Source organism: Pseudomonas shirazensis (assembly GCF_050496565.1).
In the GTDB taxonomy this organism is placed as follows: Bacteria; Pseudomonadota; Gammaproteobacteria; order Pseudomonadales; family Pseudomonadaceae; genus Aquipseudomonas; species Aquipseudomonas shirazensis_A.
In genome coordinates, this window is record NZ_JBNWAE010000005.1 from 163,725 (window position 1) to 187,667 (window position 23,943).

The 23,943-nt window shown below is 62.5% G+C and carries 21 protein-coding genes; 12 read left to right on the forward strand and 9 right to left on the reverse strand.

What is annotated here, in order from left to right:
• Positions 1-143: 143 nt before the first annotated feature.
• A complete protein-coding gene (locus ACQZ2L_RS09760; protein ID WP_430325865.1) occupies positions 144-2,792 on the forward strand; it encodes an excinuclease ABC subunit A in 2,649 nt (882 codons plus the stop codon).
• On the opposite strand, the gene ACQZ2L_RS09765 is transcribed toward ACQZ2L_RS09760, so the two are convergent.
• On the reverse strand, positions 2,778-3,494 hold the full coding sequence (locus ACQZ2L_RS09765; protein WP_430325866.1) for a DUF72 domain-containing protein: 717 nt from the start codon (positions 3,492-3,494) through the stop codon (positions 2,778-2,780). The two genes, ACQZ2L_RS09760 and ACQZ2L_RS09765, sit on opposite strands and share 15 nt — an antisense overlap.
• A gap of 161 nt (positions 3,495-3,655) precedes the next feature.
• On the opposite strand from ACQZ2L_RS09765, the gene ACQZ2L_RS09770 reads away from it, so the two are divergent.
• The 4 genes from ACQZ2L_RS09770 to ACQZ2L_RS09785 are packed head-to-tail and all read left to right on the forward strand — an operon-like array spanning position 3,656 to position 7,078.
• Positions 3,656-4,252 (forward strand): paraquat-inducible protein A, encoded by a 597-nt coding sequence (locus ACQZ2L_RS09770; protein ID WP_430325867.1) that lies wholly within the window; start codon positions 3,656-3,658, stop codon positions 4,250-4,252.
• Complete coding sequence (locus ACQZ2L_RS09775) at positions 4,249-4,890, forward strand: paraquat-inducible protein A (RefSeq protein ID WP_430325868.1); 642 nt, start codon at positions 4,249-4,251, stop codon at positions 4,888-4,890. The genes ACQZ2L_RS09770 and ACQZ2L_RS09775 overlap by 4 nt, the downstream gene beginning before the upstream one ends.
• On the forward strand, positions 4,871-6,526 hold the full coding sequence (locus tag ACQZ2L_RS09780; RefSeq protein ID WP_430325869.1) for an intermembrane transport protein PqiB: 1,656 nt from the start codon (positions 4,871-4,873) through the stop codon (positions 6,524-6,526). Before ACQZ2L_RS09775 ends, ACQZ2L_RS09780 begins: the two co-directional genes overlap by 20 nt.
• Before the next feature lie 15 nt (positions 6,527-6,541).
• Entirely contained in the window at positions 6,542-7,078 is a 537-nt protein-coding gene (locus tag ACQZ2L_RS09785) for a PqiC family protein (RefSeq protein ID WP_430325870.1), read from the forward strand.
• A 267-nt stretch (positions 7,079-7,345) separates the two neighbouring features.
• Here the strand turns inward: ACQZ2L_RS09785 and ACQZ2L_RS09790 are convergent, their stop codons facing one another.
• Positions 7,346-8,452 (reverse strand): Gfo/Idh/MocA family protein, encoded by a 1,107-nt coding sequence (locus ACQZ2L_RS09790; RefSeq protein WP_430325871.1) that lies wholly within the window; start codon positions 8,450-8,452, stop codon positions 7,346-7,348.
• A 200-nt stretch (positions 8,453-8,652) separates the two neighbouring features.
• On the opposite strand from ACQZ2L_RS09790, the gene ACQZ2L_RS09795 reads away from it, so the two are divergent.
• The 5 genes from ACQZ2L_RS09795 (at position 8,653) to ACQZ2L_RS09815 (ending at position 13,074) form a co-directional block, all read left to right on the forward strand.
• Entirely contained in the window at positions 8,653-9,195 is a 543-nt protein-coding gene (locus ACQZ2L_RS09795) for a DUF3455 domain-containing protein (RefSeq protein WP_181089267.1), read from the forward strand.
• Positions 9,196-9,305: 110 nt separating this feature from the next.
• Positions 9,306-9,851 carry a sigma-70 family RNA polymerase sigma factor gene (locus ACQZ2L_RS09800; RefSeq protein ID WP_242548634.1) on the forward strand — a complete coding sequence of 182 codons (546 nt, stop codon included), beginning with the start codon at positions 9,306-9,308 and terminating at the stop codon, positions 9,849-9,851.
• Entirely contained in the window at positions 9,848-10,570 is a 723-nt protein-coding gene (locus tag ACQZ2L_RS09805; RefSeq protein WP_430325872.1) for an anti-sigma factor, read from the forward strand. The genes ACQZ2L_RS09800 and ACQZ2L_RS09805 overlap by 4 nt, the downstream gene beginning before the upstream one ends.
• 191 nt (positions 10,571-10,761) lie before the next feature.
• Positions 10,762-11,577, forward strand: coding sequence for a protein phosphatase 2C domain-containing protein (locus tag ACQZ2L_RS09810; RefSeq protein WP_430325873.1), 816 nt, complete (start codon positions 10,762-10,764; stop codon positions 11,575-11,577).
• A 138-nt stretch (positions 11,578-11,715) separates the two neighbouring features.
• Complete coding sequence (locus ACQZ2L_RS09815; RefSeq protein ID WP_430325874.1) at positions 11,716-13,074, forward strand: hypothetical protein; 1,359 nt, start codon at positions 11,716-11,718, stop codon at positions 13,072-13,074.
• A 57-nt stretch (positions 13,075-13,131) separates the two neighbouring features.
• Here the strand turns inward: ACQZ2L_RS09815 and ACQZ2L_RS09820 are convergent, their stop codons facing one another.
• From ACQZ2L_RS09820 to ACQZ2L_RS09830, 3 genes are all read right to left on the reverse strand, one after another.
• Positions 13,132-14,301: a GGDEF domain-containing protein gene (locus tag ACQZ2L_RS09820; protein ID WP_430325875.1), complete on the reverse strand. Its 1,170-nt coding sequence runs from the start codon at positions 14,299-14,301 to the stop codon at positions 13,132-13,134.
• Positions 14,302-14,378: 77 nt separating this feature from the next.
• A complete protein-coding gene (locus ACQZ2L_RS09825; protein ID WP_430325876.1) occupies positions 14,379-16,931 on the reverse strand; it encodes a bifunctional diguanylate cyclase/phosphodiesterase in 2,553 nt (850 codons plus the stop codon).
• Positions 16,932-17,021: 90 nt separating this feature from the next.
• Complete coding sequence (locus tag ACQZ2L_RS09830) at positions 17,022-17,906, reverse strand: LysR substrate-binding domain-containing protein (protein WP_430325877.1); 885 nt, start codon at positions 17,904-17,906, stop codon at positions 17,022-17,024.
• A 102-nt stretch (positions 17,907-18,008) separates the two neighbouring features.
• On the opposite strand from ACQZ2L_RS09830, the gene ACQZ2L_RS09835 reads away from it, so the two are divergent.
• The gene (locus ACQZ2L_RS09835; RefSeq protein ID WP_430325878.1) at positions 18,009-18,965 is read left to right on the forward strand and encodes a DMT family transporter; all 957 of its coding nucleotides are present in this window, start codon (positions 18,009-18,011) and stop codon (positions 18,963-18,965) included.
• Here ACQZ2L_RS09835 and ACQZ2L_RS09840 read toward each other — a convergent pair.
• The 4 genes from ACQZ2L_RS09840 to ACQZ2L_RS09855 all read right to left on the reverse strand — a co-directional run bounded on the left by ACQZ2L_RS09840 (position 18,941) and on the right by ACQZ2L_RS09855 (position 21,627).
• A complete protein-coding gene (locus ACQZ2L_RS09840) occupies positions 18,941-19,660 on the reverse strand; it encodes an HvfC family RiPP maturation protein (protein ID WP_430325879.1) in 720 nt (239 codons plus the stop codon). The two genes, ACQZ2L_RS09835 and ACQZ2L_RS09840, sit on opposite strands and share 25 nt — an antisense overlap.
• Positions 19,657-20,487, reverse strand: coding sequence for an HvfB family MNIO-type RiPP peptide maturase (locus ACQZ2L_RS09845; protein ID WP_430325880.1), 831 nt, complete (start codon positions 20,485-20,487; stop codon positions 19,657-19,659). The genes ACQZ2L_RS09840 and ACQZ2L_RS09845 overlap by 4 nt, the downstream gene beginning before the upstream one ends.
• 69 nt (positions 20,488-20,556) lie before the next feature.
• Positions 20,557-20,847 (reverse strand): HvfA family oxazolone/thioamide-modified RiPP metallophore, encoded by a 291-nt coding sequence (locus ACQZ2L_RS09850; RefSeq protein WP_430325881.1) that lies wholly within the window; start codon positions 20,845-20,847, stop codon positions 20,557-20,559.
• Between the two features lie 216 nt (positions 20,848-21,063).
• A complete protein-coding gene (locus ACQZ2L_RS09855) occupies positions 21,064-21,627 on the reverse strand; it encodes a DUF4174 domain-containing protein (RefSeq protein ID WP_430325882.1) in 564 nt (187 codons plus the stop codon).
• A 441-nt stretch (positions 21,628-22,068) separates the two neighbouring features.
• Here ACQZ2L_RS09855 and ACQZ2L_RS09860 point away from each other — a divergent pair, with 441 nt between their 5' ends.
• Positions 22,069-23,817: a BCCT family transporter gene (locus tag ACQZ2L_RS09860; protein ID WP_430325883.1), complete on the forward strand. Its 1,749-nt coding sequence runs from the start codon at positions 22,069-22,071 to the stop codon at positions 23,815-23,817.
• Positions 23,818-23,943: the final 126 nt, after the last annotated feature.

Genomic DNA, 23,943 nt, shown 5'->3' on the forward strand with positions numbered 1-23,943 from the left:
CGCCTCGTCAGCAGTCATGAATATTCACGCCAGCCAGTAGAAAAACTACTGACTCAAGCCGGGTTTGAAACGGATCCGCACGGCCATTGGCTGATGCGGTCTACCCATTAGGTGTAATTCCCAGCAGATCAGGACCGTCCCCCATGCCCCCAAGCAGCACATCCCCAGAGCACGCCTTTACCGGCTTCGTCAGCGTGCGCGGCGCCCGTGAGCACAACTTGCAGAACGTCGACGTCGACATCCCTCGCGACGCGCTGGTGGTGTTTACCGGGGTGTCCGGCTCAGGCAAATCCTCGCTGGCGTTTTCCACTGTGTATGCAGAAGCGCAGCGGCGTTATTTCGAATCGGTAGCGCCTTACGCACGGCGCTTGATCGATCAGGTCGGCGTACCCGATGTCGACGCCATTGAAGGCTTGCCGCCGGCGGTGGCGCTGCAGCAGCAACGCGGCAGCCCCAGTGCGCGCTCCTCGGTCGGCAGCGTGACCACCTTGTCGAGTTCGATCCGCATGCTCTACTCGCGCGCCGGCAGCTACCCCGACGGGCAGCCAATGCTGTACGCCGAGGACTTCTCGCCGAATACGCCGCAGGGCGCTTGCCCGGAGTGCCATGGCCTGGGCCGCGTCTATGAAGTCACCGAGGCGAGCATGGTGCCCGATCCTTCTCTGACTATCCGCGAGCGTGCGGTGGCGGCCTGGCCGTTGGCCTGGGGCGGGCAGAATCAGCGCGATATCCTCGTCACCCTCGGCTACGACATCGACAGGCCATGGCGCGATCTACCGCAAGAACAGCGTGACTGGATCCTGTTCACCGAGGAAACCCCGACTGTGCCGGTGTACGCCGGGCTGACTCCCGAGCAGACCCGCACAGCGCTCAAGCGCAAGCTGGAGCCGAGTTATCAAGGTACGTTCAGCGGCGCCAAACGCTATGTGCTGCACACCTTCATGCACTCGCAAAGCGCGCAGATGCGCAAGCGTGTCAGCCAGTACATGCGCCCCAGCGCATGCCCGCTGTGCGCCGGCAAACGCCTCAAGCGCGAAGCCCTCACCGTCACCTTCGCCGGCCTAGACATTGCCGAGCTGTCGCAACTGCCGTTGCAGGACCTGGCGGTGGTATTGCGCACAGTGGCCAACCCTGAGTACCTGGCCAATGCAGAGCAAAGCGGCGCTACCCTCTCCCACCAGCAAACCCGCGAGGCTCGTCAGCAACGGGCGGCCAAGGGAGAGCCGGCGCACAGCGGCGGCCCGGATGTGCGCCACACGCCCAATCTGTCGTTGGAGAAACGCCTGGCCGCGCAGCGCATCGCCGCTGAACTGCTGGAACGGATCAACACCCTGATCGACCTCGGCCTTGGTTATCTGGCGCTGGAACGCAGCACACCTACGCTGTCGTCCGGTGAACTGCAGCGGCTGCGCCTGGCCACTCAGCTCAACTCGCAACTGTTCGGCGTGATCTACGTGCTCGACGAACCCTCCGCCGGCTTGCACCCGGCTGATAGCGAGGCGCTGTACGCGGCCTTGCAACGGCTGAAAAGCAGCGGTAATTCAGTGTTTGTGGTCGAGCACGACCTGGACACCATGCGCCGCGCCGACTGGCTGATCGATGTGGGCCCAGCCGCCGGCGAGCACGGTGGGCAGATTCTCTACAGCGGCCCGCCAGCGGGCCTGGCCGAGATCGAGCAGTCGTGCACCCGCGCTTATCTGTTCGCCGAGGCCACGTCGGACAACCAGGAACCCAGAGCCGCGCAGGGTTGGCTGGCGCTTGAGGGGGTTACCCGCAACAACCTGCAAGACCTCAGCGCGCAATTCCCGCTGGGCTGCTTCACGGCGGTTACCGGGATTTCCGGCTCGGGCAAGTCCAGCCTGGTCAGCCAGGCGCTGCTGGAACTGGTCAGCGCTCACCTCGGCCAGCCGGAGCAGGCAGCGGAGCCTGACGAACAGAGCCTGGAAGACGAGCCTGAGCAGGCCAGCAGTGGCCGCATCGTCGCCGGCCTCGAGGCGATCAAGCGGCTGGTCAAGGTCGACCAGAAGCCGATCGGGCGTACCCCGCGCTCTAACCTGGCCACCTACACCGGGCTGTTCGATCACGTCCGCAAGCTGTTTGCCGCGACCGAACAGGCCAAGGCGCAAGGCTTCGACGCCGGACGTTTCTCGTTCAACGTTGCCAAGGGCCGTTGTGAAACCTGCGAAGGCGAAGGTTTTGTCAGCGTCGAGTTGCTGTTCATGCCCAGCGTCTACGCGCCCTGCCCGACCTGCCACGGCGCCCGCTACAACCCGGCAACGCTGGCCGTGACCTGGCAGGGCATGAGCATTGCGGATGTGCTCGGCATGACCGTCGAACAAGCGCTGCAGGTGTTTGCCGAACAGCCGCCCGTGCGGCGCAGCTTGCAGGTGCTGGCCGATATCGGTCTGGGTTATCTGCGCCTCGGCCAACCGGCCACCGAGCTGTCTGGCGGTGAAGCACAGCGGATCAAGCTGGCCACCGAGCTGCAACGCAGCGCCCGCGGCGCCACCCTGTATGTGCTGGATGAGCCCACCAACGGCCTGCACCCGCAGGACGTTGACCGGCTGCTGCTGCAGCTGAACCGGCTGGTCGACGGCGGGCACACGGTGGTGGTGGTCGAGCATGACATGCGCGTGGTGGCGCAGAGCGACTGGGTCATCGACATCGGCCCCGGCGCCGGCACTGCGGGTGGTCAGGTGGTTGCCAGCGGCGTGCCCGCTGAGGTTGCCCGCTGCAAGCACAGCCGGACGGCGCCGTTTCTGCAAAGCGTGCTGCGCTCAACGGCCCAGTAGCGTTTGCAGTTCAAGGGCATCGCCCAGGGCTGCATCGCCTGCCGTGTTGTCAAAAATGCACCAGGTGGCCGCGCCTGCCTCGTCGCGGGCCAGCAACCGCGGCGCCAGCGCCTGCAGCCAGGTGCTGGGGTAATCGCTGAAATAGGTACGCGGTGAGCCATGCAGGCGCCAGTATGCTAGGCCTGGCCAGCCACGCGGCTGCGCGTCCAGGGCAAAGCGCGCCGGGTCTGCGGCGACCAGTGCCACATGCAACTGCTCCATCAGTGGCGCAGCTTCGCCCCAGCTGGGATGGCGCGCCTCTAATGCCACCGGCCCTGGATAAACCTTGCGCACATCAGCCATGAAACGCTCCACCAGCAGCGGCTCGAACGCCAACGACGGCGGCAGTTGCACCAGCACGCAACCCAGCGCTGCCCCGAGCGCCGTGCACTGCGCAAAGAACTCAGCCAAAGCTTGCGCGCAATCGACCAGACGCCGCTCATGGCTGATGGCCCGCGGCAGCTTGACCGAAAAGCGAAACCCCGGCGGCACCGCGCCAGCCCAGCGCGCATAGGTAGCTGGGCGATGCGGTCGATAGAATGAACTGTTGATCTCTACCGCCGTGAGCTGGCGGGCGTAGCGCTGCAGATGGCTGCCCTCGCCTGCCAGCTGTGCAGCGTAAGTACGTGAGATGCTCCAGCCGGCACAACCCAGATAAATCATCAGCCCCTTCCCCCGTGTCGGTCCGTCAACCAGTGGAGTTGCTGGGTTGGGTCGAGGTTCAGCCGGGGTCACCCTGTGGCAGTTGATCTGTTCCAGGAAAAAGTTGCCGAATAAGCCAGCACTTCTATATTCACTTAACCCTGCCTCAAGCGATGGCGACCATGGCCAGCACCGCCCAGCTGATCATTTGCGAGCACTGCGACTGCGTTTACCAGCAGGTTGTGCTCGGCAAACATCAAAAGTCCTTGTGTGTGCGCTGCGCCGGCGTGCTGGAGCGCTACAACGGCCTGACGGTCGAGCAACGCCTGGCGCTGACCATTACCGCAGCCATGCTGTGGCTGTTCGCCAACTTCTATCCGATCATGAGCATCAGCCTGCAAGGCTTGAAAAACAGCGCCACCCTGTGGGACTCGGTGCTGGCGCTAAGCCAGGGCCCGATCACCTTCATCGCCATGGTCGCAGCTATCGCCATCATCATCGCCCCGGCGTTTCAGTTGATACTGCTGATCTGGGTGCTGGCCTTTGCCCTCAGCCAGCGCCGCGCCCCGGCGTTCAAACTGTGCATGCGCTGGCTGGAAACCCTGCGCCCGTGGAGCATGCTCGAAGTCTGCCTGCTCGGCGCCATGGTCGCGGTGTTCAAGTTGGCCGGAATGCTGGCGGTGCTGCCCGGTATCGGCCTGTTCGCCCTCGCTGCCCTGAGCCTGCTGCTGATCCGCATCGCTGGTCGCGATATCCGCGAACTGTGGGCGCTGCCATGAACCGCCCGCCAACAGCCGACGAGCTCAACCTGTGCCTGTGCCACAGCTGCGGCCTGGCCTGCGACATGCGCGACGAGCCACACAGTTGCCCGCGCTGCGACGCCCCCCTGCACCGGCGCAAGGTCAACTCGCTGGCCCGCACCTGGGCGTTCATGCTGGCCGCGCTGGTGTTCTACATCCCGGCCAACCTGCTGCCGGTGATGAACACGACCATGCTCGGCGACGGTGCCGACAGCACCATCATGAGCGGCGTGCTGGAGTTCTGGGCGCACGGCGCGTGGGACATCGCGCTGATCATCTTCATCGCGAGCATCGCGGTGCCAGGGGTCAAGTTCGTCGCGCTGTCGCTGCTGCTGATCACCGTACAGCGGCGCAGCCAGTGGGCGTGCCGCGAGCGTTCGCAGTTGTACCGGTTTGTCGAGTTGATCGGCTACTGGTCGATGCTCGACGTGCTGGTAGTGGCGCTGGTTGCAGCGCTGGTCAAGTTCCAGGCGCTGGGCGATATCGAGCCGCGCGTGGGGATACTGTTCTTTGGCCTGGTGGTGGTGTTCACCATGCTCGCGGCGATGAGCTTCGACCCGCGTCTGATCTGGCAAGCAGCCCCCGAGGAGGCCATGGATGAAGTCACCCGCCACTGAAACACCGGCAAAGCCGGGCCCGCCACCGATCAAGACGCGCCGCTTCAGCGTGTCACTGGTGTGGCTGGTCCCCTTGGTGGCGGTACTGGTCGGCCTGTCACTGGTGATTCACAGCAAACTGCAGGAAGGCCCGACCATCACCCTCAACTTCAAGACCGGCAGTGGCCTGGTGGCGAACAAGACCGAAGTCAAATACCGCAGCGTGGTCATCGGCCACGTCTCGGCGGTGGCTCTGAGCGATGATCAACGCAGCGTCAACGCCACGGTCCAGCTGGACAAGCAAGCCGAGGGCTTCACCCGCGAAGACTCGCAGTTCTGGGTGGTGCGCCCGCGCATTGGCGCCGGCGGCGTGTCCGGTATCGATACGCTGCTCTCGGGCGACTATATCGGCGCAGACATCGGCCAGGCGGCAGGCCGCGCCAAGCACTTCAAGGGCCTGGAAAACCCGCCGCCGATCACCTATGGCGAACCTGGCAAGCGCTTCACCCTGCACACCGACGACCTCGGCTCGCTGGATATCGGCTCGCCGGTGTACTACCGCAAGATCCCTGTCGGCCAGGTAGTCGCCTACGCGCTGGACGCCGACGGCAAAGGGGTCAATATCGAAGTGTTCATCCACGCCCCCAACGACGCCTATGTCACCGACAACACGCGCTTCTGGAACGCCAGCGGCATCGACGTCAACGTCGGCGCCAACGGTGTGGCGATCAAGACCGAGTCGCTGTCGACCCTGCTGGTTGGCGGCATCGCCTTCCGCGCACCGGAATACAGCCCCAACGATACCGCCGCCGCCGAAGACCGCACCTATGAGCTGTTCGACGATCAGCAAACCGCGCTGGCCCCGCCAAGCGGCAAAGCGCAGTACCTGACACTGCGTTTCGACCAGGCCATGCGCGGCCTCAAAGTGGGCGCGCCGGTGGAGTTTCTCGGTATCGAGATCGGCCGGGTGGTCTCGGTCAATCTGGACTTTGATGAAGTGCAACGCAGCTTCCCGATCAACGTCGGTATCGTGGTGTATGCGCAGCGGCTGGGGCAGGCGCACAAAAAGATGCTCAAGGCGCTCAAGCATGATCCGGATGACATCACCGCGACCGCCCAGGTATTCAGCTCGTTCGTCGCCAACGGCCTGCGTGCGCAGGCGCGCAATGGCAACCTGCTTACCGGACAGCTGTATATCGCCCTGGACTTCTTCCCCAAGGCGCCCAAGGTCACCTTCGATCTGAACGCCAGGCCGATTGCGATCCCGACTCTGCCCGGCAGCCTGGAGATCCTCCAGGAACAGCTGCAGGCGATGCTGGAGAAGATCAACAAGCTGCCGGTTGAACGCATCGCCGGCAACCTCGACGGCAACCTGGTCGAGCTGCGCAAAGGCCTGATGCAGTTCAACAGCCGCACCCTGCCGGGGGTGCAGAGCACCCTGGCGGATGTCAGCAAGACCTTGCAGTCGGCCAGCGCCACGCTCGCCGAAGACTCGCCGCAGCGTGAGAAGCTCAGCGAGACCCTCGACGAACTGGGGCGCATGTCGCGCTCGTTGCGCGATCTGTCCGATTACCTGGGGCGTAACCCGGAGGCGTTGATCCGGGGTCGACCAAGCAACGCGCCACCGATCGACCTGCAAGGCCCGCCGCGCAACTGACCCGGAGCGATAGCCATGACTTCACCCTGCAAGCTCATGCTGCTCATCACGCTGGCGCTGCTGGCGGCGTGTCGCAGCGAGCCGATCCAGTTCCACACCCTGATGCCGACCCAGGTCAGCCGCTCCCCGGCCGGCAGCGAGATCGCCATCGAAAGCGTCAGCGTACCTGCGCAGGTCGACCGCGCCCAGATCGTGATTCGCCAAGGCGCCAGCGGCCTGGCCATTCTGGAAACGCAATGGTGGGGCGCCAGCCTGGCCGACGAAATGCGCAGCGCCCTCGCCGAGCAACTGAGCAGCGGCGTGCCGGGCCAGAAGAGCTCGGTACGGATCATCGTCCAGCGCTTTGATTCGGTGCCCAGTCAATACGCCTTGCTGGATGCCAAATGGCGCCTGCGCGCTAACGCTGGCAGCAGCCTTGAATGTCGCAGCATCATTCAGACCCAGGCAGGCGGCGCTATCGATGCGCTGGTCACGGCTCATCAGCACAATCTGCAGCAGCTTGCTGCGCGGATCAACCAGGCCGCGCGCAACCCAAAAGGCGGTTGCCCGTGAGGTAAAGCCTCTAGAATTGCATCTATCGTTAGATCGTAGGGGCCGCTGCGCAGCCCTTTCGCGACACGAGGCCGCTCCTACAGGACGGCGTACACCATGATTTTGCTCTATACCCAAAAAATTCTGCACGGCACCATCCATGTAGGAGCGGCCTCGTGTCGCGAAAGGGTCGCGCAGCGGCCCCGGCGATCTCAAACCGGAGCCCCAAATCCTGACCCCATGGCCCAGATGGTCGCAGCGCGAGCAGCTGGTGGCTTTCGAACGGGCTTACTCGGTAGGCGATTCCGTATTCACATACGGCGGCACTTCGGCGAGGGCAAACGCACGGCGCTGATCACGCTGCGGCAAACGCCTGGCCGGCAGCGGCTCGAGCGTCTGCGCCTCGCCGGTGACCAACGCGCGTTCGATGGCCATGACCACGCGCACATCACGCCAGCCCTCCTCGGCATCCGGCTCCGGCGCCTGGTCGTTGAGGATGCAGTCGGAAAAGTACGCGGTCTCGCCGGCAAATTGATCCACCACCGGATGCACATGCACGCGGGTGGTGTCATCGAGGGTGGCGCGGTAGCTGATCGCGACATCTTCGCCGTAGCCATAACACGGCGATGCTTCGATTTCGCCCTCAGTGCCGAGCAGCTGGAAGCGCTCGGAATCGGGCAGGCAGTAGCTGACGGTGAACTGCGCCAGGCGCTCTTCAGGAAAACGCAGCGACACGCTGACGGTGTCCCAGGTGTCAATCTGGCTGCCAGGCGAATGGCTGCCTATCGCACTTACCTCAATCGGCTCGGCATTGAACAGCTGGCGCACCATGTTCAGCGGATACGGGCCCATGTCCGCCACCGGGCCGGCGGCAAAGCCGCTGTGGGCGCGATGATTACTCGGTTTGACGGTCTGGGTGAAGATCGATGTGAACAGACGCGGCTGGCCGAACTCGCCGCTATGCACCCGCTCGATCATCTCCAAGGTACCCGGCTCGCAGTGCAAGCGGTAGGCGATCATCAATTTGGTCCCCGTGCGTTGCGCTGCATCGCGCATGGCCACGCAGTCGTCATCGCTGGCCGCCATGGGTTTTTCCAACAGCACGTGGACGCCGGCTTCCAACGCCGGGATGACGAATTCGCGATGGCGGAAGTTGGGCGTGGCAACGTACACCGCATCGATTTCACCGGAGGCAAGCAGTGCTGCGTAGTCGGTGTAGGCCCAGGCCTTGAGCTGGTAGCGGCTGGCCAATTGGCGGGCTTTTTCGGGGTCGCCGGTCACCAATGCGGCGAGGGTCGAATTGTCGGTCTGGCCAACCCCAGGCATGAATGCGCCCTGCGAGATCGAACCACCGCCAACTACTGCGTAGCGGATTTTGCCATCTGAACTGGGCATTGCTGTCTCCTTGCGGGAAATTTTCACTGACTAGGAAGTGGGCAAGCAAGTCGGGGGGCGAGTTCGATTTTTTTACCTTGCAGATGATTGAGCACACTGGGAAAAATTATTTTCATCAGGCTGCATCCAAACCCGTTGCTGGGGGGTAGTACTTTCAGCAGCCCATCGCTGCCACTCGGTTACTCACCAGGAGATACACCATGAATGGCAAACGTACTCTCAGCCTGATCAGCGCTTCCCTGGCCATCGGCGGCCTGTCTCTGTTCATGCAGACCGCCCAGGCGCAAATGGGCCTGCCGGATGCAGTCAAGGTACCGGACGGCAACAAAGTGATGATGGAAACCGTCGGCGTAGGTGAGATCACCTACGAGTGCCGCGACAAGGTAGATGCCGCCGGCCAGACCGAGTGGTTCTTCGTTGGCCCCAAAGCCGTGCTCAATGACCGCAAGGGAAAAGCAGTCGGCGACTACTTTGGCCCACCTGCAACCTGGCAGGCCAAGGATGGTTCGAAAGTCACCGGCACCCAGGTCGCCGTATCCCCAGCCAGCAAAGGCGACATCCCCTACCAACTGGTCAAGGCCAATCCCGCCGACGGCAAAGGCGCGATGCAGGGCGTGAGCTACATCCAGCGCACCGCGACCAAAGGCGGCGTGGCCCCGGCCAGCGCGTGCACCGCCGCCAACAAGGGCGAGAAACAGGTTGTCAAATATCAAGCCGACTACATCTTCTGGTCTGCCAAATGATCGAGGTGCGCGGCAAGTGCTGACGGCGAAAGTCGTCTAAGCTCTGCGACAAACCCCGGCCAGCCGGCTGGGGTCCGCAACCTTTGCCAATGGCTGAACAGAATTTGTCCTTGCCTGAACCCGCGTTTGACTATCAACGTTGCCTGCTGGCCTGCGCTGCAGGTGATCGTAGAGCCCTGCGCGAACTGTATCAGCAGGAAAGCGCGCGTTTGCTCGGCGTCGCCCTGCGCATCGCACGCGAACCGGCGGTGGCTGAAGACATCGTCCACGACGCCTTCGTGCGCATCTGGACGCATGCCGCAAGCTTTGATCCAGACAGAGGTTCGGCACGTGGCTGGATCTACAGCGTCACCCGGCATCTGGCATTGAACTTCGTACGGGATGGCGCCCGCCAGGTGCCTCTGGATGAGCAACACGACGAGGCGCTGCAAGCCTCTGCCCAGTGGCAGCCAGTGGACTTTACCGCGCAGGCGCACTCGGCGCGGATTTACCACTGCCTGGAGCAGCTGGAGCCGGCGCGGCGCGACTGCATCCTGCACGCCTATGTCGACGGCTGCACCCATGCAGAAATCGCCCAGCGCATGAGCACGCCGCTGGGCACAGTCAAGGCCTGGATCAAGCGCAGTCTGGCAGCATTGCGGGAGTGCATGGGATGAACAACGACCAGAGCAACGCTGATGAGCTGGAGCAACTGGCCGGTGAATACGTGCTGGGCACGCTCGATGCCGAGCAACGTGCGGCCGTGCACACACGCCTGGCCGACGACGGTGCCCTGCGCGCCGCTGTCGATGCCTGGGAGCAGCGCCTGCTGGAGTTGACGACCCTGGCGCCGACGCAACAACCCTCGATGCAGCTTTGGCAGCGCATTGGCCGCAGCCTGGACAACCTCACCCCACGTGCAGCAGCCCCCGAACCCAGCGTGAGCACTTCCTGGTGGAACCTGCTGCCGCTGTGGCGTGGCCTGGCGGGCGCTGGCCTGGCGGCGAGCCTGGTGATGGCCTTGGCCATGTTTACCCAAACTGTCACGCCGCCGCAGACCTCCTATCTGGTGGTACTGGTGGCCCCGCAGGACCGCGCCCCTGGCTGGGTAATCCAGGCCAGCAGTCCGCGTGAGGTCGAGCTGATTCCGCTTGGCCAGGTCACTGTGCCGGCTGACAAGACCCTGCAGTTCTGGACCAAGGGCGACAACTGGCAAGGGCCGGTATCGCTGGGGCTGGTGCAGCCTGGCGAAAAGATTTCGGTGCCGCTGGACAAGCTGCCGCCGCTTGAAGCCAATCAGTTGTTCGAGCTGACACTGGAGAATCCAGGCGGATCGCCAACCGGCAAACCGACCGGACCGATTCAGTTCATTGGCCGCGCGGTGAAAGTCATCTGAACAATCCGCCTTGCGCCAGTGCAGCGAGGCGTGCCGTTTATTTTGCCAAAAAGTGACCCGCCCTCACCCGCTGCCCTGCTCGAATCCGACCAGCGTCATCAGGTATGCTGAGCACGCCCGCGAGCTGACCGAACCCACAGGCCAACACCCGGTCCAACTTTCCCTGCCCTCTGCCAAGAAGACCGATCGAAATGCACCTCGACCTGATCCAGAGCCTCAGCCTGGCCGGCAAGCCAGACGTCGCCAACGACGACCGCATTGGCAGCGCAGACCAGCACGCGTGGGTGATCGACGGCGCCACCGACCTCGGCCCACCAGGCCTGCTCGGCCAACGTGGCGGCGCAGCATGGTTGGCGGCGACCGCGCAGCGGGCGTTTGCCGGTGCCGCAGGCAGCCTGCAACAGGTGTGTGAAACGGTGTTCGAGCACGTCGCCAGTGACTACCACACCCAGCGTCAACGACCACCGGTTGCCGACTGGGAACTACCCCGCGCCTCGTTTGCGGCAGTAGCGCTGGAGGGCGACCAGCTAACCTGCGGCTTTCTCGGCGACTGCGCCGTACTGCACCGCAGTGCACAAGGCATTGCTTTTCTCACTCCCGAGCCAGACCGCCAGGCCGAGAGCGCCGAAGCGGCAGCCCTGGGCCCGGGCACCGGCGCCCATGGCGTGCGCACACCGGCCATCATCGCTGACCGCAGGCTGGCGCGCGAGCGGCCCAAGGCAGTGCTGAGCGTGGATGCCCAAGCAGCGCGCGCTGCCATCCACTACACCCGCACGCCCGTGGCAGCGGGCGACGATCTGATCCTCATGAGCGATGGCTTCAGCGCATTGCTGGACAGCTACGCAGCCTTCGCCCCTGCTGAGTTCCTAAGCCATCTGCAGCAACACGGTCTGGCCGAACTGGCGCTGCAGCTGCGTCGCATCGAACAGGACGATGCGGCCTGCCTGCGCTACCCGCGGTTCAAAGCCAGTGACGATGCCTCCGCCATTTGGCTGCGGGTACGCTGAAGCCCTGACGGCGACGCTTGGGAAACGCCCTACAAACGCTTGGGAAGGATCCACCCTCTGGGCTCTTCCCAGGCCAAATCGATGCGCCGCATGATCTTCCTTCACGCCAAGGCGATGTTTCCGAGGGAGGAATCAGGTTTGTCGGACTATCAAAACAAGCTGCGCCATTTGAGCGCTGAGCAGGTCGAGAAGCTTTACCAGGAATACCTGGGCGGCGCCAAGAACGCCGCGCTGATTCAGCGCTACAAGCTCGACCTGGCGCCCAATTGCCTGATCAAGAGCTTTCCGCCTGTCGCGTCACCAGACGTGACCTGCCCCTACTGCGCCACGCCGATGTACGAGCGGCGCAGGGGCAAGACAGCGACCAGCTGGGACCTTGATCCGGCCTTCTGCAAAGGCTGCGATCATCGCCACTATCCGCCTGGCAGAACCCGCCTGCTGCGCTACTGCACCTGTGCACCATGCAAGGCGTTACGCATGGCCCACGAGAGGCAACAAACCCTGGAGCGGCGTCAGCGGATTCAAACCCAGTGGTCGCTCGACGATGTCACCGGCGTGCAACTGACCTCGCTGGACTTCACCGCTAAAGTCCAGCTGCTGGCCTTGCTGATGACCCGTGCCGACCCGGCCAACCAGCGTATTGCACCACTGGCCGAGTTGCGCGGCGACGCCCGCCTGACGCCCACGCAGGACATGGACAATGCAGTGTTGCAGGCACTGCGCGAGCGCAAGGTGCTGGTGATCGATCCACGTTCAAGTCTGGACGCCTTCAGCAACGGTTCGGCATTGGTCCCCCGGCTGGACAAGGTGTGCTGGATCGTCAATGTCTACCTGACCGGCCCGCAACGGGCGACCCTCGCGCAACTGCAACAAGCCCTGCTGGACGACTTGTCGCAGGGGCCGCTGGCAGCCTGGCATGGCGAGATCGTCGAGGCGTTGCATCGCTTGGCCGTGGAAGAAGTGTATGCCTACATTCTCAGCCGCGCGGCAGATCACGGACTGCCATTCGATGCGTGGAAAAAATCCCGTGAGGTAGCTGCGCAACTGCTGTTGCAACTGCCCATACGCAGTATCTGGTCGTTGACCAACACGGCCATTCGCGGAGCGCTGGCGTTTGCCGCGCAGTGCCAGGTCAACAAGCACATCGCCTCCAATACCATCCCGGGGCGGATGCTCTCGCTCGGCCAGCGTGCGGTCGACGAGCGTTGGCCGTTTCGCTGGCCCGGCTTTGAGGTGAAGGCGCCGCGTTCCAGCTTCAGCCACGTGCTGCATGGCGTGGTGCTCAAACTGGCTGACCATGGCCTGGAACAGACCCTGTTTGCCTACATCAGCCAATTGCCCGCACCTGGCAACGCGACCGGTCAGCCAGCAGGCGCCACCAGGCTGCACTGCGTTAGCTGCGGTTCCGCAGCCGTGCATGCGCAGGCCAATGCGACTGAAACCGTAGTCAACTGCAAGGACTGCATGGCCCGAACCGTAATCATCAATGCGCAGTGACAGCGTTTCGCCAAAGCCGCCCACCCCCATTGAAAGTCAATTAGTTGACGGACATGCTCAGTCGGCTGCCGGCATGCTCAAGGTCAAGTCAACCAGTCGAATGCTGTTGCGCCCTGCCCGCTTGGTCTCGTACAGCGCCTTGTCACCCTGCTCGATCAACGCCGTCAGACCAGTGGGCGGCTGATCGAACAAGCTCGCGCCGATGCTCAGCGTCACCGCCGCAGGTGTTGCATAGGAGCCTGAGGTCAGTAGCTGGAACTGCTCGCGCAGGCTGTCACCCAACTGGTTGACCCGCTCGCGGCTGGTGTTGTTGAGCAGAATGATGAACTCGTCACCGCCCAGGCGGGCAGCCAGCGCATGGGCAGGCAGCAACCCGCGAATCATCTCGCTCAGCGCTACCAGCAGGCGATCGCCGGCAGCGTGGCCGAACAGGTCGTTGACCATCTTGAAATTGTCGATATCGATGATCAACAGCGCCCCCGGTCGCGCCGCGCTGACCTGGCCGAGCAGGCGCGGCGCCCGCACCTCCAGTGCGCGCCGGTTGTACATTGCGGTCAGTGGGTCGCGCGCGGCCAGGCGGGCGATCTGCTGCTCACGGCGATAGCGCTCGGTGCCGGTCATCGACAATGCGATCAGCATGATCGCCATCGCCCCTTCAACCAGCGAAATCTGGATGATCTCGCCGCGAAACGCCGCCAGGTCAATCAACGTACCTGGCATCAATGGCGGGATCATCTTGGCCAGATAGAACAGCCCGTGCAGCAGCAACACGAAGCGTAATTGCACCGCACCAACACTCAGCGATACGCCGTGCGGGCGCAGCAGCAAGCTGGCCTTGAGCGTTGTGACCGCTACCAACAGCGAATTGGCCAGCAGCATCAGTTTTGACCACTCAGGCCCTTCGGGCAGCAGCAACAGTGCCGTCCAGATGACAAAAATCGAATACCAGCCCCGCGACAGGCGAGTTTCGGTGAAGCGCGCCACCCCCAACAGGAACAAAAAGTGCGCTGTAACCAGCAGCCCATTGGCGAACCAGATGCCGATCAACAGCATTCCCTGCAAACGCATCAACGACAGCACGCAGCCGACCGTAATAGTGGCGAAGCCTGCGCTCCAGTACAGCAATGAAGATTCACGCACGGTGCGCCACTCGATCGCCAGATACAGCGCCGCAGCGGCGGCAAGGGCTATCGAAATAGTCAACATCGTTGGGGGGTCGAGCGCCATGGACTGACGGGCCTGTATGCAGAAGGAGATGAAAAGGCACGGTGGAACCTGTTCTGCGCGACCCTGCGCGGTTATGCCTAGCGCACGATTTCCGTCGTGGCGATTTGCTCATGCATCATCCGCACCAAGACGCCGTTGTCCAGTGGCTTGCTCAATAAAAATCCTTGCACTTCATGGCATTGGTCGTCGCTCAGCAGCGCCAACTGCTCGGCAGTCTCGACACCCTCGGCGGTGACCGTCATGCCCATGGCGTTGCCCATGTTGATGATGGCCTGGATCACGCTGCGGTCGCGTTCACTTTTGCCCAGCGACTGGACGAAACGTTTGTCGATCTTGATGCTGTCGAACGGATAGGTGCGCAGGTAGCCCAGCGACGAGTAACCCGTGCCGAAGTCGTCCATGTTCAGGCGGATACCCAGCTCTTTCAGCGCGGTCATGGTCTGTAGCGCGCCTTCGATGTCGTTGAGCATGACGTTCTCGGTGATCTCCAGTTCCAGTCGATGGGCCGGCAGACCGGTCAGGCGCAGCGCCTCGGCCACATCCTGAACGACGTCGCTGCGGCTGAACTGGGCCGGCGACATGTTTACCGAGACCATGATCGGCAGCGGCCAATCCCGCGCCTTGGCGCACGCCTGGCGGATGACCCAGCTGCCCAGCAGTACGATCAGGTCCGACTCTTCGGCCAGAGGGATGAAGCTGTCCGGTTTGAGCAGGCCCTGACGCGGGTGCTGCCAACGCACCAATGCTTCAGCCGAGGCGATGGTAACGCCGTCGACCTTGTAACGTGGCTGGAACTGCAGCATCAGTTCACCGCGCGGGATGCCCTCGCGCAGGTCGTGCTCGAGCTCACGTTTGTCGGTCAATGCTGCATTCATCTGCATGGTGAAGTAGCGCCAGGTGTGCTTGCCGGCATGCTTGGCGCTGTACAGGGCGACGTCGGCGTAGCGGATCAGATCGCCCGGCGTACCGGGATACTCGGCCGATAGCACCACGCCCAGGCTGACCCCGACCTGGGCCACTTGGCCATCAATGTCGATGGGCCGGCCGATAGCCTCGACTACCCGGGCACAGAAGCGGTCCATGTCCTCGCGCTGACCGGGCTTGGCCAGCACGATGATGAACTCGTCACCGCCCAGGCGAGCAACCAGATCGCTGTCGCGGGTGACTTGCCCCAGCCGCGCCGCCACTTCGACCAATACCGCATCACCGGCCGGATGGCCAAGGCTGTCGTTGACCGGTTTGAAATTGTCCAGATCAAGCATCAGCACGGCCACCGACTGACGTTGAGTGCTCTGCTCGGCACGTTCCAGATAACGGAACAGTTTGTTGCGATTGGGCAAACCGGTCAGCGGGTCATGCAATGACAAATGATGGATCTGCGCATGCGCAGCCACTTCATCAGTGATATCGCTGCAGGTGCCACGAAAGCCCTTGCACTGTTTGTGCTCGAGGATCGCCCGTGCGGCTATGCGGCAGATCCGCTGCTGGCCCAGGTGATCATGGTAGTGGCAACGCAAGGTAGCTGAACCACCGCTGGTGGCCAGACCGTGCAGCCAGTGTTCGAGATGGGCGGTATCGCAGTCGAGCAAGGCGCTGATCGGCCGCCGCAACCACGCCTGCAATGGATGCCCGGTGAGTTCGGTGAAGCGGGCTGAAAGGTAGGTCAGGTGCAGCTGCAGGTCGGTTTCCCAGATCCAGTCCGAGGCAGCCTCGGCCACGGCCCTGAAGCGTTCTTCGCTGGTTTCAAGAGCGGCGTTGGTCTGTTCCAACTGTTGATGGCTACGGTCGATGCCGCTGCTGGTACGGATGGCGTAGCGGGCGAATAGCGCCACCAGTAAAGCGATGCACAACACCGCCAGCAGCAGCGCCGGGACCACGCTACGAATCAGCTCGCGGCCCGGCTGAGGAATATGCCAGCTCAGACTCATGCCGGTCCCCTCCAGCGGCAGCACACCGTAACCGGCGCCGCCCGCCTGGCGACTGCTGAGGGCAAAGCCGGTCAAGCCTACGGTTTGTCCCAGTGGCTCAAGCACTGCAGCATCGAGCATGCGCACGAACACCAGCACCGCGCTCGGCGCCATGAGGTGATGGGGCATGCTGGGTGCACGGATTACGGCAGCGGCGAACACGGCTGGCAAGTCGCGGAAGAGTATATAGCCCGAGGTTGCCTGCGGCGCCTGGCGAGCCTGGGTGAGGATCTTGTAGGCACTGCTGCTGAACTGATCAAAGCGCTGCTCGCTGAGCTCACCGTCGACCACCGCATAGTGAGTGCCGTCATCATCGAGCACGAACACCCCAGCGTAGCCGTCCTCGCTGTACAAGGTGGCGCCAACGTTGTCTTCGGCGAAGGCCCAATGGGCGTCCACCGGCCCGGCCAGATGATCGTAGGCCGCTTGCCAATTGGCATGGCTGAGCAGGAAGGTGCGCTCACTTTTCTGCAGTTGGTGCAGGGCAGATTCTGCGTGGAAACGGCTTTGTTGCTGCTCGCGCTGGTCAAGGTTGGCAGCGATCCGATACAGCGACACCAGGCCAACCAAAAGGGCAAACAGCAACAGCCCGGCGAAGACCAGGATCAGCTGCCGGACCAGATGACTGCGGGTGGAGGGGGCATTGGCAGAGAGAGCGTCCATTCAATCACCGATTCGCCAGAGGTTCCTCGATTGACTGACGCGCAGCACGGATGATCGGCGCAACTGACCACCGGGGCTCTGGGTGGGTCCTCACTGCCCGGTGAGAAAACTCACCAACAGCCGTCCATGCGAGCTGAGGCCTTCCCAGCTGCGAAAGCACACCCTGAGCTCCAGCGTGGCCCAACGTTCCTGCAATGGCAGCCAGCGCACGGCCAGCTCCTGCTCGGCGCGCACCGCAGCGGTCTGCGGAACGATGGCAATGCCGGCGTGTTGCGCGACCAACTGCGCTATCGCCTCGAAGCTGGGTGCCCTGACCCGCACCTTCAATGGCATGGCCAGGTTCATCGCAAGCTCCTCGACAAAGCGTTGCATGGCGCGTTCGGCCGGCAGGCAGACAAAGGCAAAATCCAGCGCGTCGACCAGCCGCAACGGCCCGCGCTCAGCCAACGCATGCCCGGCAGGCATCAGCAGTACCAGCCGTTCGGTGCGAAACGGCAGTGACACCACACCGTCGTTGACCAGGTTGCCGTCATACACGCCGATTTCACACTCGCCGGCCAGCACCACGCGCAGTACATCAATGCTTTTGTGCTCGACCAACTGCAGATCAACCTGCGGGTAGTCCGCCAGAAACGGCCCCAGCACAGCAGGCAGCAAGGTGCTGTTGGTCACCGTCGATGCCGCCAGATGCAGGGTGATTCGGCGTTGCCCGGCCAGTTCCTGCAGCGTCGCCTGCAGCTTGCTGGCCTCGCCTAGCACACCACGGGCAGCTTCCAGCACCAGCCGTCCGGAAGGGGTCAATTGCATGCCATCGGCGCGGCGGTTGAACAAGGTCAAACCGCTGCGCTGCTCGAACAGACGCAGGCGGTTGCTGGCAGCGGAAACGGCTACCGGAAAGGTCGCTGCGGCTTTACTCAGGCTTCCGCTGCTGGCGATCGCCGCGATCAGGCGCAGATCAGCAAGGTCGAAGTGCATCAGGTCTTCTCCAAAAACGAAAGCCTTGTTCGATAAATAGCGATTCTACACCGCGTCGCGTTATGCGCAGAATAAACCTTACCAATTGTTTCCGGATTCGCCATGTCTCGCTTACACGCCATGCTCAAACGCCAGATCGACAACGGCAGCCTGTTTGCAGTGCTCGCGGCACTGGGCTTCAGCTTCAAGGCGATCTTCGTCAAACTCGCCTACGCCGCGGCCCCGGTGGATGCAATCACCCTCTTGGCAATGCGCATGGCGCTGGCCTTGCCGCTGTTTGTCTGGTTGTTGTGGCTCAGCCAACGCCAGGGTGGCGAACGGTTGACGGCGGCCGATGGGTTGCGGGTGGCAGTGCTGGGGCTGCTTGGGTACTACCTGGCCAGCTGGTTCGACTTTTATGGGCTGCAGTACATCAGCGCGGGGCTTGAGCGGCTGATCCTGTTCACCTATCCCACCTTGGTATTGCTTATTCAGGCCGTCGCCCTGCGTGAACGGCCCACCTTGCGCACGATGGCGGCGATGGGGCTGTGCTATCTCGGCCTGGGCATTGCCTTCGTGCACGATGTCAGCAGTGCCAGCGCAGGCCAGCAGATCATTGTCGGTTCGTTGTGGGTGTTTGCCAGTGCGGTGGCGTACGCGATGTATTACTGCGGCACCGGCATGCTGCTCAAGCGCATGGGCTCGATGCGCCTGGCCGGGTTGTGCGGTACAGCTTCCAGCCTGATGGTGCTGGCCCACTACCTGCTGGTGGCGGATGTAAGCCAGCTGGCGCAGTTGCCGGCTGCGGTGTGGGCCAATGCAGGGCTGATGGCAGTGTTCTCCACAGTACTGCCGATTTACTGGCTGGCGCTGGCAATTCAGCGCTTGGGGCCGACACAGACAGCCGCCGTCGGCAACCTCGGCCCGGTGCTGACAGTGCTGGCGTCGTGGGTGATTCTCAGTGAGCAGATTTCGCTGTATCAGGTGGCGGGCATGGCGCTGGTGCTGTTGGGTGTTACCCGGTTGAAGCCGCCGGTGAAAAAGCCCGCCGAGGTTCAGGCCAAGGCACCCGCGCAGTAATCTACGGCGATGATGAGCTGCTGCGAATGCAGGTCTTTGAGCAGCGCCAGGCCCTGCGCCTGAACCTGCTCATCGCCCAGCGCCTGCAAGCGCTGCCGGCCGCTGCCGCTGAGCCCGGCCAATAGCTGATAAGCCATGGGGGTCAGCCGAGCGAAACGCACTTGCAGGTGCTGATCGCGATACACCAGCAACAAGGTCGGCGCCGCAGGTGGCGCTGAAGGCTGATAGCCGGGGCCGATCTGATCGACCGGCCAGCGGTAGGCCAAGACCCGCGCCAGGCAAGACAGTCTGGGTTCGCCCTCAAGCAGATCGGCCGTATCCGGTTCGGTGAAGGCCGCATCATCAGCCCGAAACAGCTGGGCTTCGATCCATTCGTAATGGGCCAGCTCCAGTTGCCACGGCGCGTCCAGATCAGCGTTGTGCAAATAGTCGATGAACGCTCCACCGACCTCGGTAAACAGCGGTGTCTGACTACGGTAAGTGGCGTAAAAATCGCGCACTCTGGCGTGCCAGGGCAATTCACCGAGGGTGGCTCGCATTACCGGGAAACCGGCCGCCAGCAGCCCTTCGATGCTGTTGTAGAACAGCTCACGATAAATCCGCAGGCGGCGAGCTTCGATGTCAGCAGGGGGTGGGTTATGCAGCGGGTCGCGCACGTAGCTGGCCATCTGCAGTTGCTGTTCATGCAGGTTCATGCCGCATGCCTCACGCTAGCCTGCTGCGCCAGTGCGATGCGCGCCGTTTCGGCGAGTAGCTCGGCCAATGGCGGGTAGTTGAAATCACGCTCAAGCACTGTCGGCTGCACACCAAAGCGCTCACAGGCCGCTGCGTACAGATCCCAGACGTGTTCTTGCACCGGAGCACCGTGGGTGTCTACCTTGAGGTCGGGGGCTTCGTCGTAGTGACCGGCGATGTGCATGGCAGTCACCCGTTCACGGGGCAAACCCTGAACAAATTCGAGGGGGTCATAGCGGTGATTGCAGGCATTGACGTAGACGTTGTTGATGTCCAGCAGCAGATCGCAGTCGGCCTCGCCGAGCACCGCGCGGATAAACGCCAATTCGCTCATGGCCTGGTACGGCGCGGCGTAATAGCTGATGTTTTCCACCGCGATTCGCCGGCCCAGTTGGTCCTGAACCTGACGAATGCGCGCGGCGACATGGCGCACGGCTTCATCGGTGAAGGGTATCGGTAACAGGTCATAGAGGTGGCCGTCATCGCTGCAATAGCTAAGGTGCTCGCTGTAGAGCTGGACCTGAAAGCGATCGAGAAACTGCCGGGTACTGGTGAGCAGCTTGTGATCCAGGGGCGCGATGCCGCCAAGCGATAACGATAACCCATGGCAGCTGATGGCAAAGCGTTCAGCCAGCTGGGCCAGGCTACGGCCATGGCTACTACCGACACCGATCCAGTTTTCCGGCGCGCATTCGAGAAAGTCCACCGCCCCCTGTGGCATCGTCAGCAACTCGGGTAGCAGGCCACGGCGAAGACCTAGGCCAGTACGCAGATGTGGGTTGTTCATGCTTGGCACTCCGGGCAAGTGCCGCGGGCCTGATCCATGCGAAGGATCGAGGCCTACGGACGTCGACGGTCAGGACTTGGCTTTGCCTGCCTGTTTCTCGCTGGCACCGCATTTGCCCTCACCGCACTTGCCTTCAGCCTTTTCGGCTTCGCCCTCACCGCCACATTTACCCTCGGCCTTGCCAGCTTTCTCGCTGCCACCGCACTTACCTTCGCCGCATTTGCCCTCAGCGTCAGTCTTGGCGGCTGCCAGTTGATAACCCTGGCTCATCGGCTCTACAGCAAAGGCGCTATTACCCAGCAACAGGCTGCCAACAACTGCAGCGCCAAGCAGGCCAAGGGTATTTTTCGACTGTTTCATGGTGGTGCTCCACTTACGGTTGGTAGTGGGGCTATTGAGCCGCAGTGGTGTGTCGGTGATGTATCGAGAGGACTGGGGATTTGTATGGGAGTGGATCACGTAGGGGTGTGGATACACAGTGATACACGCGGACCGAGGGTCGCTGCGCAACCCTTGAAGACTGGGCCGGCGTCCGGGCGATACAGCCTGGTACCGCGTGTATACCGTTCTTTCTGATCAATCCTCCAGCGGCTTGGGCGGTGCTGCAGGCTTGGCCTGCTTGACCGGTTTGGCGCTCTTGACCTCTTTACCCATGGGTTGCGCAGCGGCTGCCGCAACCGGCGCTGCCACCGCAGCAGCTTTCTCACTGGCAGGCAGCTCATCGACCGCCTTGAAGATCACTTGCGGGTCGAGCTTCTCGCCGCTGTCGTCATTCTTCAAGGTATGAGACACGCCGTCCTTGCCGACCAGAATGACCCTTGTGCCTTTATTCGCTCCCAGTTTAAGTTCGCGAATCAAGGCCATGGTGGTCTGCTGTTCGAGGTCTTTACCCTCACGTGTACCTGCCAGGCCAGCAATGCTGTAGAGCACCAGTTGACGCTCATCGAACGCCTGTTTGGTCGCCGCTTCCTTTAGCGCCTCGTTGAGACCGCGCAAGGTCGGGTCAGCCGAGCTCGGTGCTATTACCACCAACGGCCTGGCCTTGCCCAATTCTTTGGCCAGCGGTGCATCGCTGTCGGCGGCAAGTAAAGGGCCAGCTACCGCTAGCAGAGTGGCGAGGGTCAATGACCGGACAAGCATGCACATCTCCTTATTCTCTCGATGAACCAAAGACTACAGATCGGGGAGAAAGATCCTGCCGCCGAGCCTAAACCAAGTCATCCAACACTCGCTTGGCTCAAGCGTAACTGCCGATTTCCGATACTTTTTCAGATCAGGACGACAGCATCTGTGCAAAACGCCTACGTCATGTTTGAGCATAGCCGATTGCAATTCGTCTGCGACAGATTCGCCCCAGCGTACTGACGACGGTACTTGAGGCGCGCGCCTGGCACAGTTGCATCCAGCGCAGTCGTCGCAGGTCGTCAAAAGGGTTGCGCGTAGACGTTCTCAGAACAGGCGGCATGAACAGGAAAGGGATAATCGACTGGCCTCCAGTGCGCACTGACGTCGGACTGTTTGCAGCGTTACCGAGAAAACAAGAACAAAGACCTGCAAAATATCAAGGTGGGTAGTTAATTTATGGCAATGGAAAACAGCGCTGAAACCCTCGCGCTCGGCGTAACCGACCCTTCCAAGACAGAAGAAGCCAGGCAAGATCGACACCTGGAAGGCAAGATCGACTGGATCGTGTTCGGCATCACCAGTATCACCGCAATCGCATTCATTCTCTGGGGATTCATCAGCCAGCTCTCGCTTGCCGCCAGCGCGTCAGCGGCTCAATCCTGGGTCATCATCAACTTCGGTTGGTTCTTCGTACTGACCTCGACGCTGTTTGTGGTTTTCGTCCTCTGGCTGGCGACAAGCCGCTATGGGAGGATCCCGCTCGGGCGTGACGGCGAGGTGCCGGAATTCCGTACAGTCTCCTGGGTGGCCATGATGTTCAGTGCCGGTATGGGCATCGGCCTGATGTTTTTCGGCGTCGCTGAACCGCTGTCTCACTACATGACGCCTCCGCCCGGGTCGGCAGCACCGCAGTCCAACGAAGCGATGCAGGTGGCGATGGCCACCACCCTGTTTCACTGGACACTGCATCCGTGGGCAATGTACGCCATCGTAGGTCTGGCGATTGCTTATGGTACGTTTCGGCGCGGTCGCTCTCAGCTGGTTTCGAATGCATTTCGTCCGTTGATCGGCAAGCATGCCAACGGGCCGCTGGGGCGCGTGATCGACATGATGGCTATTTTCGCCACGTTGTTTGGCTCTGCCGCTTCACTGGGGCTTGGGGCGCTGCAGATCGCCGGCGGCCTGGAGTACAACGGCTGGATTGAGCACCCTGGCAAGGTCTTCTACCTGGCCATCGTGACCGTGCTGACCGTCGCCTTCGTTGCCTCTGCGGTGTCCGGCATTGGCAAAGGGATCAAGTGGCTGTCCAACGTCAACATGATCCTGGCCCTTGCCTTGGCCGTGTTCGTCTTCCTGGTGGGTCCGACCTTGTTGATGTTGAACCTGCTGCCGACCTCCATCGGTGTCTACATCAAGCTGCTGCCGGAGATGATGGCGCGGACCAGCGCCAGTGGCGGGCCGCAGATGGACAGCTGGCTGGCCAGCTGGACCGTGTTCTACTGGGCATGGTGGATCTCCTGGACACCTTTCGTCGGCATGTTCATCGCCCGCATAAGTCGCGGCCGGACCATCCGCCAGTTCGTCAGCGGCGTGCTGCTGGTGCCAAGCCTGGTCAGCCTGATCTGGTTCACCTTGTTCGGCGGCGCCAGTATCGATGCGGTGCGCGAGGGCAGCCTGCTGCTGGTGGACGGCGTGGTCAACAGCAACACCGCGCTTTACCAGCTCCTCGACGGCTACCCGCTGGCTGGCCTGACTTCGGTGCTGGTCATGGTGCTGGTGGCGATTTTCTTCGTGTCCGGGGCGGACGCTGCATCGCTGGTAATGGGTACGCTTTCGGAACGCGGGACGACAGAGCCGTCACGCACCACTGTTATTTTCTGGGGCGGCCTGACGGGTACCGTCGCAGCGATCATGCTGGCGATTGGCGACCCTGCCAATCCCGGTGCGGCCCTTACGGGTCTGCAGAACCTGACCATCGTCGTGGCCCTGCCCTTTGTGATCGTGATGGTACTGCTGTGCGTGGCGCTGTACCGCGACCTGCGCAAGGATCCGATGATGCTGCGTCACGTGCGTGCCAGCGAACTGATCGAGAAGGCAGTGCTGTACGGTGCGGTGAAGCATGGCGAGGAGTTTTACATCGTCGTCCAGGAAACCAAATCTGCACCTAAACACACCCGTGAAAAGCAGCCCGTATCGGAGTCATGACGGGTATCTGAATCGGCTTGTGTCTGAGCTGCTGCCTGAGCTGCCCCCAAATAGTTGACGTTCTCGTCCAAGATTTGCGGACCAGCTCAGCAAACCCGCCCTCCTCGCTAAGTCCCCCATCCACTT

Excerpts from the sequence above, each read along its gene's own strand:
- ACQZ2L_RS09760 (WP_430325865.1), top strand. The coding sequence starts at position 144 with ATGCCCCCAAGCAGCACATCCCCAGAGCACGCCTTTACCGGCTTCGTC.
- ACQZ2L_RS09765 (WP_430325866.1), bottom strand. The coding sequence starts at position 3,494 with ATGATTTATCTGGGTTGTGCCGGCTGGAGCATCTCACGTACTTACGCT.
- ACQZ2L_RS09770 (WP_430325867.1), top strand. The coding sequence starts at position 3,656 with ATGGCCAGCACCGCCCAGCTGATCATTTGCGAGCACTGCGACTGCGTT.
- ACQZ2L_RS09775 (WP_430325868.1), top strand. The coding sequence starts at position 4,249 with ATGAACCGCCCGCCAACAGCCGACGAGCTCAACCTGTGCCTGTGCCAC.
- ACQZ2L_RS09780 (WP_430325869.1), top strand. The coding sequence starts at position 4,871 with ATGAAGTCACCCGCCACTGAAACACCGGCAAAGCCGGGCCCGCCACCG.
- ACQZ2L_RS09785 (WP_430325870.1), top strand. The coding sequence starts at position 6,542 with ATGACTTCACCCTGCAAGCTCATGCTGCTCATCACGCTGGCGCTGCTG.
- ACQZ2L_RS09790 (WP_430325871.1), bottom strand. The coding sequence starts at position 8,452 with ATGCCCAGTTCAGATGGCAAAATCCGCTACGCAGTAGTTGGCGGTGGT.
- ACQZ2L_RS09795 (WP_181089267.1), top strand. The coding sequence starts at position 8,653 with ATGAATGGCAAACGTACTCTCAGCCTGATCAGCGCTTCCCTGGCCATC.
- ACQZ2L_RS09805 (WP_430325872.1), top strand. The coding sequence starts at position 9,848 with ATGAACAACGACCAGAGCAACGCTGATGAGCTGGAGCAACTGGCCGGT.
- ACQZ2L_RS09810 (WP_430325873.1), top strand. The coding sequence starts at position 10,762 with ATGCACCTCGACCTGATCCAGAGCCTCAGCCTGGCCGGCAAGCCAGAC.
- ACQZ2L_RS09820 (WP_430325875.1), bottom strand. The coding sequence starts at position 14,301 with ATGGCGCTCGACCCCCCAACGATGTTGACTATTTCGATAGCCCTTGCC.
- ACQZ2L_RS09825 (WP_430325876.1), bottom strand. The coding sequence starts at position 16,931 with ATGGACGCTCTCTCTGCCAATGCCCCCTCCACCCGCAGTCATCTGGTC.
- ACQZ2L_RS09830 (WP_430325877.1), bottom strand. The coding sequence starts at position 17,906 with ATGCACTTCGACCTTGCTGATCTGCGCCTGATCGCGGCGATCGCCAGC.
- ACQZ2L_RS09835 (WP_430325878.1), top strand. The coding sequence starts at position 18,009 with ATGTCTCGCTTACACGCCATGCTCAAACGCCAGATCGACAACGGCAGC.
- ACQZ2L_RS09840 (WP_430325879.1), bottom strand. The coding sequence starts at position 19,660 with ATGAACCTGCATGAACAGCAACTGCAGATGGCCAGCTACGTGCGCGAC.
- ACQZ2L_RS09845 (WP_430325880.1), bottom strand. The coding sequence starts at position 20,487 with ATGAACAACCCACATCTGCGTACTGGCCTAGGTCTTCGCCGTGGCCTG.
- ACQZ2L_RS09850 (WP_430325881.1), bottom strand. The coding sequence starts at position 20,847 with ATGAAACAGTCGAAAAATACCCTTGGCCTGCTTGGCGCTGCAGTTGTT.
- ACQZ2L_RS09855 (WP_430325882.1), bottom strand. The coding sequence starts at position 21,627 with ATGCTTGTCCGGTCATTGACCCTCGCCACTCTGCTAGCGGTAGCTGGC.
- ACQZ2L_RS09860 (WP_430325883.1), top strand. The coding sequence starts at position 22,069 with ATGGCAATGGAAAACAGCGCTGAAACCCTCGCGCTCGGCGTAACCGAC.